This window comes from Allokutzneria oryzae (genome assembly GCF_042429765.1).
GTDB lineage: Bacteria > Actinomycetota > Actinomycetes > Mycobacteriales > Pseudonocardiaceae > Allokutzneria > Allokutzneria oryzae.
Genome location: NZ_JBHLZU010000018.1, coordinates 136,223 through 148,647, shown reverse-complemented (window position 1 = coordinate 148,647; position 12,425 = coordinate 136,223). Strand labels below are relative to the sequence as shown.

Below are 12,425 nucleotides of genomic sequence, written 5' to 3'. Positions count from 1 at the left end.
GAGGAGCAGGACGATGACGTCAGAGCGCCCAGCTCGGCTTGCCGTCGGAGTGGTCTCCGCCGGTCGGGTCGGCGCGGTGCTCGGTGCCGCCCTCGCCAGGACCGGGCACGTCGTCAACGGGGTCTCCGCCGTCTCCAGCGCCTCCCGCGCGCGAGCGGAGCTGTTGCTCCCCGACGTTCCGGTGCTCGCACCCGACGAGGTCGCCCGCGCCGCCGACCTGGTGTTGCTCGCGGTTCCCGACGACGAGCTCGCCGGGCTGGTCCGGGGACTGGTCGCGACCGGTTCGCTGCGGGCGGGGCAGATCGTGGTGCACACCTCCGGCGCGCACGGCGTCGAGGTGCTGCGGCCGGCCACCGAGATCGGCGTGCTGCCGCTGGCCCTGCACCCGGTGATGACCTTCACCGGCCGCCAGGAGGACCTCCAGCGGATGGCGGCCTGCTGCGTCGGCATCACCGCCACCGACGGCGACGAGGTCGCCTGGCACGTGGCGGAGGCCCTGGTCGTGGAGATGGGCGCCGAGCCCGTCCGCGTCCCCGAGGCCGCCCGACCGCTCTACCACGCCGCGCTCGCGCACGGCTCGAACCACCTGATCACCCTGGTCGCCGAGTGCGCGGACCTGTTGCGGGAGGCGGGAATCGGCTCGGTGGAGCGCCTGCTCGCGCCGCTGCTGTCCGCGTCGCTGGACAACGTGCTCCGGCTCGGCGACCGCGCGCTCACCGGACCGGTCGCCCGCGGCGACGCGGGAACCGTGCACGCCCACGTCGACGTGCTCGCCCGCACCGCGCCCGAGGTGCTGCCCGGCTACCGGGAGCTGGCGCTGCGCACCGCCGACCGCGCCGAGCGGTCCGGCATGCTGCGCCCCGACGCCGCCGACGCCGTCCGCTCCGAACTTCACGAGGACCCCCGATGACCAGCACGCCGAGCTTCACCCGAGACGAACTCACCGTGCACACCGACCCCGCCGAGCTGGGCAAGGTCACCAGGGCGCTGCGCGGCGTCGGCCGCCGGATCGCACTGGTGCCGACCATGGGCGCGCTGCACGACGGCCACCTGGAGCTGATCAAGCGGGCGCGGCGCGTCCCGAACACGGTCACCGTGGTGTCGATCTTCGTGAACCCGTTGCAGTTCGGGCCGAACGAGGACCTCGCCAAGTACCCGCGCACCATGGACGCGGACCTGGAGAAGTGCCGCGAGGCCGGGGTGGAGCTGGTGCTCGCGCCCGCGGTCGAGGCGATCTACGGCGACGACCCGCAGGTGACCGTGCACCCCGGCCCGCTGGGCGAGGAGCTGGAGGGCGCGGTCCGGCCGGGCCACTTCGCCGGCGTGCTCACCGTGGTGGCGAAGCTGTTCAACATCGTGCGGCCGGACTACTCGTTCTTCGGCGAGAAGGACTACCAGCAGCTCGTGCTGATCAAGCGGATGGCGCGGGAGCTGAACTTCGAGACCTCGGTGGTCGGGGTGCCGATCGTGCGGGACCCGCACGACCACCTGGCGCTGTCCTCGCGCAACCGCTTCCTGTCGGAGGCGGAGCGGGCCAGCGCGCTGACGCTGCCCAACGCGCTGTCCGCGGGCACCGCCGCCGCGATCGAGGGCGCCGAGCAGGGGCTGGCCGCTGCCCGCGCGGTGCTCGACGCCAGCCCCGAGGTGGCCGTGGACTACCTGGAGCTGCGCGGCACCGACCTCGGCCCGGCCCCGGCGACCGGCGAGGCGAGGCTGCTCGTCGCCGCCACGGTCGGCCAGACCAGACTCATCGACAACACCCCTGTGCTGCTCGGCGTGCCCGAAGGCCAGGGGACACAGGAACTCCACGGGTGAGAGGGGGATCTCAACCATGTTCCGCACCATGCTCAAGTCGAAGATCCACAGGGCCACGGTGACCCAGGCCGACCTCGACTACGTCGGGTCGGTGACGGTCGACGAGGACCTGATGGACGCCGCCGACCTGCTGGCAGGCGAGCAGGTCGCGATCGTCGACGTCACCAACGGCGCCCGGCTGGAGACCTACGTGATCCCCGGTGAGCGGGGCAGCGGGGTGCTGGGCATCAACGGCGCCGCCGCCCACCTGGTGCACCCGGGCGACCTGGTGATCCTGATCGCCTACGGCGTGATGGACGACGCCGAGGCCAGGACCCACCAGCCGAAGGTGATCTTCGTCGACGCGGCCAACTCCATCGTCGAGCTCGGCGCCGACCCGGCCCACGCCCCGGAGGGCTCCGGCCTCACCAGCGGCGCGGAGACCGAGTCCGAGGAGCCGGCGGCGGAGACGGTCGACGCGGCCCGGCTGGACAAGCTCATCCAGGCAGAGGACTGAGAGGCGGTACGCGGTGCTGCTCGCCGTAGACGTCGGCAACACCAACATCGTGCTGGGCCTGTACGCGGGCGACGGCACGGACACCACGCTGCTCAGGGACTGGCGCATGCGCACCGACGCCAGGATGACCGCGGACGAGCTCGCGCTGACAACGCGGGGGCTGCTCGGCGAGCACGCCGACAAGATCACCGGGGTCTCCGCGCTGTCCACGGTGCCGTCCGTGCTGCGCGAGCTGCGGGTGATGCTGGGCCGCTACTGGGGCGACGTGCCACGGGTGATCGTCCAGCCCGGCGTGCGCACCGGGGTGCCGCTGCTGGTGGACAACCCGAAGGAGGTCGGGGCCGACCGCGTGATCAACACGCTGGCCGCGCACCACCTCTTCGACACGGCGTGCGTCGTGGTGGACTTCGGCACCTCGACCAACATCGACGTGATCTCGGCGAAGGGCGAGTTCCTCGGCGGCGTCTTCGCCCCCGGCATCGAGATCTCGGTGGACGCCCTCGCCGCGCGCGCCGCCCAGCTGCGCAAGGTGGAGCTGGTCCGGCCGAGGTCGGTGATCGGCAAGAACACGGTGGAGTGCCTGCAGTCCGGCATCCTCTACGGCTTCGCCAGCCAGGTCGACGGCCTGGTCCAGCGCATCGTGGCGGAGCTGGAGGCCACGGAGGCCGGCCCGGTCACGGTGATCGCCACCGGCGGTCTCGCCCCGCTGGTGCTCTCGGAGTCCTCGACCATCCAGCACCACGTCTCCGACCTGACCCTGCTCGGCCTCAAGCTCGTCTACGAGCGCAACACCCGCTAGAGCTTGCGGGTGCGGGCGGCGATCGTGACCAGTGGGAGGTCGAACTCGCCGTTCGCCGTCTCCGGCTGCGCGTCGAGGTAGGCGCGGACCTCCGCCAGGGTCGCCGCCCGCTGCCGCTCGTCCTTGAGCAGCGTCACGGAGTGGGTGGCGATCGTCTCGGTCAGGCTGGCCGCCGTCCTGCGGTGGGTGTGGCCGAACGTGGTCTGCTCGAACGGCCCGAAGTAGCCGTTGTCTGGCAGCGTCTCGCCCCTGTCGTGCCTGCGGTCGGTGTAGCGGACCCCGGTGCCGGTGATGCCGGCGAGCCCCGCCACCCACGGCACCCGGTCGTCGTCGGTGTTCCACAGCGCCGCCAGGACGCCGCCGGGCTTGAGCACCCTGGCGATCTCCGGCAGCGCCAGCTCCGGGTCGAACCAGTGGAAGGCCTGGCCGACCAGGACCGCGTCCACCCGCTCGTCCGGCAGCGGGATGTCCTCCGCCGTGCCCGCCAGCGCCGCCACCCCGGCCAGCCTGCCGAGCAGCTGGGCGCGCATGGCGGCGTCCGGCTCCACCGCGATCACGCTGACCGGTTCGCCCAGCAGCACCTCGGTCAGCCGCCCGGTGCCGGCTGCCAGGTCCAGCACGCGCACCACCTCGCGGTCGCGCACCGGTTCCAGTGCCCAGCGGACCGCGTCGGCCGGGTAGTCGGGGCGGTGTTCGGCGTACTGCGCCGCCCGCTCGCCGAACGACCGGGCGCGGCGGGCCCGCAGCTCAGAGTCCTCCATCGGCAGACCGTATCCCGTTCGCTCCGCGCGCACGGGATTACGTAACCTTTCCCCCCGTGAACTCAAAGCCCCAGCAGCAGCCTGTAACCAGCGAAGACGATCTGCCGGAGCAGATGCGAGTACGCCGGGAAAAGCGGGAACGCCTGCTGGAGGCAGGCGTGGACCCGTATCCCGTCGTTCTCGACCGCACGCACACGTTGCGCGAGATTCGTGAGGCATATCCGGATCTCGCGCCGGACACCGCGACGGGCCTGGTCGTCGGGGTCACCGGGCGCGTGATGTTCGTGCGCAACACCGGCAAGCTCTGTTTCGCGACTCTGCGCGAGGGCGACGGCGTCGAACTCCAGGCGATGCTCAGCCTTGATCGCGTCGGCGCCGAGGCCCTTGCCGCGTGGAAGAGCGATGTCGACCTCGGTGACCACGTGTTCGTGCGCGGTGAGGTCGCCACCTCGCGTCGTGGTGAATTGTCCGTGATGGTCACCGAATGGCAAATGGCCGCGAAGACCATGCGGCCGCTGCCCGTCGCGCACAAGGAGCTCTCCGAGGAGACCCGCGTCCGGCAGCGTTACGTCGATCTTCTGCTGCGCCCGCAGGCCAGGGATACCGTTCGCCTGCGCTCCGGCGTCATGCGTTCACTGCGCGAGTCGTTCCACCGGCGTGGATTCCTTGAGGTCGAAACGCCGATGTTGCAGACCCTGCATGGGGGTGCATCCGCTAGGCCATTCGTCACGCACTCCAATGCCATGGACACCGATCTGTACCTCCGAATCGCGCCGGAGCTCTACCTCAAGCGGTGCGTCGTCGGTGGTATCGAGAAGGTCTTTGAGATCAACCGCAACTTCCGAAACGAGGGCATGGACTCCTCGCACTCGCCGGAGTTCGCGATGCTGGAGGCCTACGAGGCCTACGGTTCCTATGACACCATCGGCGTGCTGACCAGGGAGTTGATCCAAGAAGCCGCCCAGTCGGTATTCGGCTCGCACGTGGCGACGCTGGCCGACGGCACGGAGTACGACCTCTCCGGCGAGTGGACCGCAATTACGATGTACGGCTCGCTGTCGGAGGCCCTTGGCGAGGAGGTCACTCCGAACACCTCGGTGGACCTGCTGCGTAAGCACGCGGAAACGCACGGTATCTCCACCGACCCGGCGCTCGGCCACGGAAAGCTGGTCGAGGAGCTTTGGGAGCACCTGGTGGGAGACCACTTGCATGCGCCTACCTTTGTCCGTGACTTCCCAACCGAGACCGCGCCGCTGACCCGTCAGCACCGAAGCACGCCGGGCCTCACGGAAAAGTGGGACCTCTACGTGCGCGGCTTCGAGTTGGCCACCGGTTACTCCGAACTGGTCGATCCGGTTGTGCAGCGCCAGCGCTTCGAGGACCAGGCCCGCCTGGCAGCCTCCGGAGATGACGAGGCTATGCGCCTGGACGAGGACTTCTTGCGTGCGCTTGAGTACGGAATGCCACCGAGCGGCGGCATGGGAATGGGCATGGACCGGCTGTTGATGGCCCTGACCGGCCTCGGTATCCGGGAGACGATCCTGTTCCCACTTGTACGACCTGAATGACGTTCACCACTTTGAGACCGAGCGACGTCTGCTCTTTTGAGTAGAGCTACGCTAATGTCGCGCATAGTCTCGTTGCCGAGCTGGCGACTGGGAACGCATCCGGAACAGCATGTCGCCGGATTTCAGGGAAGGAAGACGCATGGCTGAGAAGGTCATCCGGACCTTGGTGGACGACCTCGACGGTTCCGAGGCCGAGGAGACTGTCGAGTTTGCGATCGACGGGGTCTCGTACGAGATCGACCTTTCCAGTGGCAACGCTGGAAAGCTGCGTGACTCGCTGGCGGACTTCATCGGCAGTGCGCGTCGTGTCGGTGGTCGGCGTCGTTCCGCCGGTGGGCGTTCCGCCGCACGTCCGGGCCGTCCCGCGGCCGCGGACCGCGAGCAGAACCAGGCAATTCGGGAGTGGGCGCGTAAGCGCGGCATGAAGGTCTCCGACCGCGGCCGTATCCCGGCCGACGTGCTGGAGTCCTACCACAACGAAAACTGAAGTCATCCCCTCGTACTGGGAAAACCCGGTGCAGATGCGCAAAAGGACCCCTTCAGCAGCCCCGAACTGCTGAAGGGGTCCTCGTGTTTGTGCCCGCGGGGCGAATCAGCTCCTGGCGGGATCCACGCCGAAGGCCTTGGCGAGGTCGTCGAGGACGGCGTGCGCCCCCTGCAGGCTCACCGACGCGATCCAGGTGCCGTCCTGGACCTCGGTGACCTGGCCCTTGATCTGCTTCCACAGCGGGTTCGCCAGGTACTTCTCCTTGGCCTTCGCCGCGTCACCCTTGGCATCGGGGAAAACCGATACGAAGACGTGATCGGCGTCCGCGTCCAGGATGCGCTCCTCCGAGACGTTCACCGAGATGTCCTTGGCCTTGGAGTCGTCCTGCGAGGCGGGCCGGGCCAGGCCGGCGTCCTTCAGCACGATGCCGACGAAGCTGTTCGGCGTGTAGAGCCGGGTCGGGCCGTTGACGAAGCGCACGACCGAGATGGTCGGGTTCTTGCCCGCCTTGGCCCGGATCGCGTCGCCGACCTTGCGGGCCCGCTCCTCGTAGGCCTTGATCTTCTTGTCGGCCAGCTCCTCCTTGCCGAGCGCGGTGCCGAGGAGGCGGATGTTGTCCTTCCAGGTCAGCCCGGTGGTCTGGCTGTAGATCGTGGGCTTGCGCGCGGACAGCTGCCCGTAGAGCTGCTCGTGCCGGACCTTGGCCGAGACGATCAGGTCCGGGTTGAGCGCCAGGGTCTCCTCGACCTTGGGCTGCTCCAGAGAGCCGACCGCCTTGGCGTTGCGGCCGTAGACGGCGGCGTCGGCCTTGAGGTAGTCCGGGAACTTGTCCCCGGTCAGCGGGAACAGCGTGAACGCGACGACCTCGGTCTCCAGCGCGAACGCCGCGTCCACGTAGCTGCTGTCCAGCGCCGCGACCTTCTTCGGCGCGGTGGGAATGGTGGTCTCGCCCATCGCGTGCTTGACCGTCCTGGGGAAACCCGCCTCCGCCTGTCCGGAGCCCGGTGCCGGCGAGCTCGGAGCGGCACCGCCGCCGCACCCGGCCACGACGACCGCGACGGTCACGGCGGCCACTCCGGCGAACGCGCGCCGAGCCAACAGCGCCCTTGTCCTCAACTGTCCTCCCAAAGTCGTCATCCGGTTCCCAGTGAGGATAGGTTGCCCTAACTTTCGGCGATGCGCGGCGGGTGAGCCGCAACGCAGCCGGAACCGTCGCGTGACTAGCGCCTGTCCGGCAAGTCGTCCCGATGCCCCGCGCTGGCGGCGCCCCGCACCCCCGTGCACGCGTGAGCCGGCTGGCGTGGTCGGGGTTGTCGCGTTTTGTCACCTTGACGCGACTTGGGAGCGCTCTTTCGCGCGTCAAGGTGGCAAAACGCGAAATGAGGGGCACGTGGGTGGAGGGCGCCAGGGGGGTGAGGCGGTGTCACCACGTGCAGGACACGACCTAGCTCTTGGCGGGATCCACGCCGAAGGCCTTGGCGAGGTCGTCGAGGATGATGTGCGCGCCCTGCAGGCTGACCGCGGTCACCCAGGTCAGGTCCTCGACCTCGACCGCCTTGCCCGCGAGCGGGCGCCACAGCGGGTTGGTCTCGAACCGCTGCCTGGTGCTGGCCGACGCGCCCTTCTCGTCCGGGTAGGTGGCCACGAAGATCTTGTCGGCGTCGGCGTCGCTGATCCGCTCCTCGCTGATCTCGGCGGCGAAGGAGTTCGCGGCCTGGGCGGGCGGCCGGGCCAGGCCCGCGTCCTTCATCACGATCCCGGAGAAGCTGGCCTGCTGGTAGAGCCGGGTCGGGCCGTCGACGAAGCGCACGATGGAGACGGTGGGGTTGCGGCCCTCCTTGGCCCGGATCGCGTCGCCGATCCGGCGCGCCCGGTCCTCGTAGTCCTTGATCTTCTTCTCGGCCAGGTCCTCCTTGCCGAGGGCGCGGCCGACCAGCCGGATGTTCTCCTTCCAGGTGGGCCCGGTGGTGTCGCTGAACACCGTCGGGACCTTCGCGCTGAGCTGGCCGTAGATCTGCTCGTGCCGGACCTTCGCGGAGAGGATCAGGTCGGGCTTCTGGTTCAGGATCAGCTCGATCTTGGGCGCGGCGAGCGGGCCGACCGCCTTCGCGCCCGCGCTGAGCCGCTTGCCCGGCTCGCCGAGGTAGGCGGGCACGGTGTCGCCGATCGAGCGGTAGCTGGTGAAGGCGACGACCTCGGCCTCCAGGGCGATGGCGGCGTCGACGAAGCTGGCGTCCAGCGCGGCGACGCGCTTCGGCGCGGCGGGAACGGTGGTCTCGCCCATCGCGTGCTTGACCGTCCTGGGGAACCCGGCGGACTGCGCGGCCTGCCCGGACGGGGCACCGCCCTGCGGTGCGGGAGCGGGGCCGCAGGCGACGACGGCGGTCGCGGCGGCGATGATCATCAAGCCGGCGAGGCCCCGTCTCGCCAACAACGCTCTGGTCAAGGTTCCTCCACAGTTCGGTTAGGCTTGCCTGACTAACGCTAGGTCGGCCTAACCTTGACGGGCGAACGGACCAGAGGGAAGGAGATGTTCCTTGGAACGCAGTGTGACCGTGGCGACGCCACAGCGGTCACGGCGCTTCCTCCGGTCGGGTGTCGGCTCCCCCGGGGATCCCGACGCCACCGTTCGCCGCCGCCGTCGCAGGCTCACCGGCCTGCTCCTGCTCCTCGCCGCACTGGTCGTGACCGTGCTGGCCAGCATCGCCATCGGCTCCAAGCCCATCGCGCTCGCCGACGTCTGGCACGCCCTGGTCAGCCCGACCGGGACCGAGGACGACATCGTGGTCGGTTCGCTGCGGGTGCCCAGGACCATGCTCGGCCTGGTCGTCGGCATCGCGCTCGGGGTCGCGGGCGCGCTCATGCAGGGCCACACCCGCAACCCGATCGCCGATCCCGGCCTGCTCGGCGTCAACCAGGGCGCGGCCTTCGCCATCGTGCTCTCGATCTTCCTGACCGGCACCGACGACCTCTACACGCTGGTCTGGTTCGGCTTCGCGGGAGCCCTGGTCGCCACGGTCGCGGTGTTCGCGCTCGGCTCTGTCGGCAAGGGCGGTCCCACGCCGGTCACCCTCGCGCTGGCGGGGGCGGCGCTGAGCGCGCTGCTCTACGCGCTGACCTCGGCGCTGGTGCTGCTGGACGCGCAGAGCCTGGAGGCGTTCCGGTTCTGGCGCTCCGGCTCGCTCTCCGGCAGGGACCCCGAGATCGTCGTGCAGGTGCTGCCGTTCCTGGCGGCGGGCCTGGTGCTGGCGCTGGTCAACTCGCCGGGGCTGAACGCGCTGTCCCTCGGCGAGGACGTCGCCCGCTCGCTCGGGCAGAGCGTCGTGCGGACCAGGGTCGTCGGCATCGCGGCGGTCACGCTGCTCACCGGCGCCGCGGTGTCCGCCTGCGGTCCGATCGGCTTCGTCGGTCTGATCGTGCCGCACATGGCGCGGGCGGTCACCGGCCCGGACTACCGCTGGCTGCTGCCGTACTCCGGGCTGCTCGGCGCGGTGCTGCTGCTGGCCTCCGACGTGCTCGGCCGGGTCGTCGCGCGACCGGGAGAGCTGCAGGTCGGCATCATGCTCGCGCTGGTCGGCGCCCCGTTCTTCCTGTTCCTGGTCCGGCGCAAGAGGATGGTGCGGCTGTGAGGCCTCTGCTCCAGCGGGAGACCTCCATCCCGGGCCGTCCGGCGCTGCGCGTCGGTCCCGCCTCGTGGATGGTCCGGCTGCGGCCGGTGATGGTGCCGGTGGTCGGCATCGGCCTGCTGCTGCTGGCCATGGCGGTCAACCTCGGCCGAGGCGACTTCCCGATCAGCGTCGGCGACGTGCTCGCGGTGCTCCTCGGTGGCGGCGACGACACGCACGCCTACATCGTGCTGGAGCTGCGGCTGCCGCGAGCGCTCACCGGAGCGCTGGTCGGCGGTGCCCTTGCGCTCGCGGGCGCGATCACCCAGTCCATCGCCCGCAACCCGCTGGCCAGCCCGGACATCCTCGGGGTGACCGCGGGCGCCGGCGTCGGCGCGGTCGCGGTGATCATGCTCGGCGGCAGCGCGGGCGGGATCAGCGGCGACATCGCCGAGTTCGGGCTGCCCGCGGCGGCGCTCGGCGGTGGCCTGGTCGCCGCGGTCCTGGTGTTCGTCATCGCCTGGCAGCGCGGCATCGACGGCTACCGGCTGGTGCTGGTCGGCCTGGGGATCACCGCGGTGCTGGTGGCGGTCAAGTTCTACCTGCTGACCCTGTCCGAGGTGGCCGACGCGGGCCGGGCGATGGTGTGGATCACCGGCAGCCTCAACGGCCGGGGCTGGGAGCACGTCATGCCGGTGGCGCTGGCCCTGCTGGTGCTGGTGCCGCTCGCGCTGTTCACCGCCCGCCCGCTCGGCGGCCTGCAGTTCGGCGACGACACCGCGCGCGGGCTGGGCATCCGGGTCAACCGGGCCCGCGCCGCGCTGATCCTGATCGCGGTCGCGCTGGCCGCCACCGCGACCGCTTCGGCGGGGCCGGTGGAGTTCGTGGCGCTGGCCACCCCGCAGATCGCCATGCGCATGGCAGGCACCCCCCAGCCACCGCTGGTGGGCTCCGCGGTGCTCGGCGCCGCCCTCACGGTGCTCGCCGACGTCATCGCCCGCACGGCCTTCGGCTCGATCGAGCTGCCGGTGGGCATCGTGACCGCGGTGCTCGGCGCGCCGTACCTGATGTACCTCCTGGTCCGCCGCTACCGGGAGGTCCGGACATGACCCACTCGACTCGCTCGGCGGAGGCACCGCGATGACAGCTTCTATGGAGACGGCCCCCGGCCCGGTGCGGCTCCGTGCCGAGGGGCTCAGCCTCGGCTACGGCGAGAACCGCGTCGTCGAGGACCTGGACCTGGACGTCATCAACGGCACGATCACCGCGGTGATCGGCCCCAACGGCTGCGGCAAGTCCACGCTGCTGCGCGCGCTCGGTCGCCTGCTCGCGCCGCAGGAGGGCCACGTCCTGCTGGACGGCAAGCGCATCGACAAGACCCCGACGCGCGAGGTCGCCAAGATCGTCGGTGTGCTGCCGCAGACCCCGGTGGCCCCGGACGGGCTGACCGTCGGCGACCTGGTCGCCCGCGGCAGGCACCCGCACCAGGCCTGGTACCGGCAGTGGTCCTCCGACGACGAGGGCGCGGTGTCCGAGGCGCTGCGGATGACCGGGATGCTGGAGTTCTCCGAGCGCACCCTCGACCAGCTCTCCGGTGGCCAGCGGCAGCGCGCGTGGATCTCGATGGCGCTGGCCCAGGGCACCGACCTGCTGCTGCTGGACGAGCCCACCACCTACCTCGACCTGGCCCACCAGGTCGACGTGCTCGACCTGGTGCAGCAGCTGCACGACCAGGCGGGCCGCACGGTGATCATGGTGCTGCACGACCTGAACCTGGCTGCCAGGTACTCCGACCGGCTGATCGCGATGCGGGCCGGCAAGATCGTCGCGCAGGGCGACCCCAAGGACGTGCTGACCGAACAGCTGCTCAGCGACGTCTTCGACCTGGAGGCCCGTGTGGTGGAGGACCCGGTCGCGGGCACTCCGCTGGTCGTCCCGATCGGCAGCAGGCACCGGGTTCGGGTCGACTCCGCCGCCCTCACCGACGACACCATGCAGCGGTAAGCGCTGAGGCTGTCAGCGGCTGAGTGCGCGGACCGCTCGCTCGTCCTCGGTGAGGCGGGGGCAGGTCGTGCAGGCGGGCTGGTCCGGCAACGCGAAGTGGAAGCAGCAGCTCTCGCGGCGGCGGGTCCACACCGTTGCGTTCTCGCCCGTGATCGCGCGCAGGGTCGACGCGGAGGTCAGCGGCTCCTCGGCGGTGGGCAGCAGCAGCGCGGAGTCCGCGACGCCCGCGCCCTCGTCGCCGCAGCTGCGGCCGGCCAGCCAGCCCGCGCTGTCCAACGCGTCCGTCGCCGCGGCCCACAGCGTGCGCCTGCCGAAGCGGGTGCCGGGACCGAAGGCGGTCACGAACTTCGCCGCGTGCGCGGTGTAGCGGGCGCGCAGCAGCGCCGCCAGCGCGCGGTCGTCGGCGACCGTGGTGGCTTCGGGCCGGTGCGACTCCGGGTCGTCGGGCAGGCAGGCGAACTCGTCGCTGAGCAGGGCGATGCCGTCCGGGTGCGGCCGGTCGCCGGAGAGCCGGAAGGCGATGTCGCGCGGGCGCAGCGACGGGACCCTGCGGGCGGTGTGGAACAGCAGGCCCGCGAGGAAGCCGGGGACCTGGAGGTACCAGGACATGATGTAGCCGGAGGTGGTGCGCTCCGGGATCTGGCCCTTGTGCCGCTCGCTCAGCCAGTCGGCGAGCCGCTTGCGCCAGCGGTCGAACACCGCAGGGTCGCCGAGGACCTCCGCGCAGCCGATCCACTGCTCGCCGGTGTCAGGAAGGCCGTGCCTGACCTCGATCGCGGGCACCGCGCCGACCCGGTCCAGGGTCCTGGCGAGCGGGCCGCGCCCGTCGTCCACGGTGTCGATCGGGCCCAGGCCCGCGGTCACGGTCACCCGCGCGCCCCGGCGGCGGA

The 12,425-nt window shown here is 70.9% G+C and carries 13 protein-coding genes; 9 read left to right on the top strand and 4 right to left on the bottom strand.

From position 1 onward, the window contains the following. Positions 1–13: 13 nt before the first annotated feature. The 4 genes from ACFFQA_RS19815 to ACFFQA_RS19800 are packed head-to-tail and all read left to right on the top strand — an operon-like array spanning position 14 to position 3,110. Complete coding sequence (locus tag ACFFQA_RS19815; RefSeq protein WP_377854088.1) at positions 14–910, top strand: Rossmann-like and DUF2520 domain-containing protein; 897 nt, start codon at positions 14–16, stop codon at positions 908–910. Continuing rightward, positions 907–1,815, top strand: coding sequence for a pantoate--beta-alanine ligase (panC, locus tag ACFFQA_RS19810; protein ID WP_377854085.1), 909 nt, complete (start codon positions 907–909; stop codon positions 1,813–1,815). Before ACFFQA_RS19815 ends, panC begins: the two co-directional genes overlap by 4 nt. A gap of 16 nt (positions 1,816–1,831) precedes the next feature. Next, the gene (panD, locus tag ACFFQA_RS19805; RefSeq protein ID WP_377854082.1) at positions 1,832–2,311 is read left to right on the top strand and encodes an aspartate 1-decarboxylase; all 480 of its coding nucleotides are present in this window, start codon (positions 1,832–1,834) and stop codon (positions 2,309–2,311) included. Positions 2,312–2,324: 13 nt separating this feature from the next. Next, positions 2,325–3,110, top strand: a complete 786-nt coding sequence (locus tag ACFFQA_RS19800) for a type III pantothenate kinase (protein ID WP_377854079.1) — start codon at positions 2,325–2,327, stop codon at positions 3,108–3,110. On the opposite strand, the gene ACFFQA_RS19795 is transcribed toward ACFFQA_RS19800, so the two are convergent. Beyond that, complete coding sequence (locus ACFFQA_RS19795; protein WP_377854076.1) at positions 3,107–3,871, bottom strand: class I SAM-dependent methyltransferase; 765 nt, start codon at positions 3,869–3,871, stop codon at positions 3,107–3,109. The two genes, ACFFQA_RS19800 and ACFFQA_RS19795, sit on opposite strands and share 4 nt — an antisense overlap. Positions 3,872–3,984: 113 nt before the next feature. On the opposite strand from ACFFQA_RS19795, the gene lysS reads away from it, so the two are divergent. Together lysS and ACFFQA_RS19785 are read left to right on the top strand one after the other, a co-directional pair. Next, positions 3,985–5,439: a lysine--tRNA ligase gene (lysS, locus tag ACFFQA_RS19790; RefSeq protein ID WP_377855897.1), complete on the top strand. Its 1,455-nt coding sequence runs from the start codon at positions 3,985–3,987 to the stop codon at positions 5,437–5,439. Between the two features lie 139 nt (positions 5,440–5,578). After that, positions 5,579–5,926: a histone-like nucleoid-structuring protein Lsr2 gene (locus ACFFQA_RS19785; protein WP_377854074.1), complete on the top strand. Its 348-nt coding sequence runs from the start codon at positions 5,579–5,581 to the stop codon at positions 5,924–5,926. Between the two features lie 105 nt (positions 5,927–6,031). On the opposite strand, the gene ACFFQA_RS19780 is transcribed toward ACFFQA_RS19785, so the two are convergent. Beyond that, positions 6,032–7,042: an ABC transporter substrate-binding protein gene (locus ACFFQA_RS19780; RefSeq protein WP_377854071.1), complete on the bottom strand. Its 1,011-nt coding sequence runs from the start codon at positions 7,040–7,042 to the stop codon at positions 6,032–6,034. Between the two features lie 328 nt (positions 7,043–7,370). Beyond that, complete coding sequence (locus tag ACFFQA_RS19775) at positions 7,371–8,372, bottom strand: ABC transporter substrate-binding protein (RefSeq protein ID WP_377854068.1); 1,002 nt, start codon at positions 8,370–8,372, stop codon at positions 7,371–7,373. 91 nt (positions 8,373–8,463) lie between these two features. Between ACFFQA_RS19775 and ACFFQA_RS19770 the strand changes: the two genes are divergently transcribed. From ACFFQA_RS19770 to ACFFQA_RS19760, 3 genes are read left to right on the top strand one after another with little or no spacing between them, the layout of a single operon-like run. Beyond that, complete coding sequence (locus tag ACFFQA_RS19770) at positions 8,464–9,555, top strand: FecCD family ABC transporter permease (RefSeq protein WP_377854065.1); 1,092 nt, start codon at positions 8,464–8,466, stop codon at positions 9,553–9,555. Next, a complete protein-coding gene (locus tag ACFFQA_RS19765) occupies positions 9,552–10,640 on the top strand; it encodes a FecCD family ABC transporter permease (protein WP_377854062.1) in 1,089 nt (362 codons plus the stop codon). Before ACFFQA_RS19770 ends, ACFFQA_RS19765 begins: the two co-directional genes overlap by 4 nt. A 31-nt stretch (positions 10,641–10,671) precedes the next feature. Then, positions 10,672–11,535, top strand: coding sequence for an ABC transporter ATP-binding protein (locus ACFFQA_RS19760; RefSeq protein WP_377854059.1), 864 nt, complete (start codon positions 10,672–10,674; stop codon positions 11,533–11,535). Between the two features lie 12 nt (positions 11,536–11,547). Here ACFFQA_RS19760 and ACFFQA_RS19755 read toward each other — a convergent pair whose 3' ends face one another. Beyond that, the gene (locus ACFFQA_RS19755) at positions 11,548–12,405 is read right to left on the bottom strand and encodes a (2Fe-2S)-binding protein (RefSeq protein WP_377854057.1); all 858 of its coding nucleotides are present in this window, start codon (positions 12,403–12,405) and stop codon (positions 11,548–11,550) included. Positions 12,406–12,425: the final 20 nt, after the last annotated feature.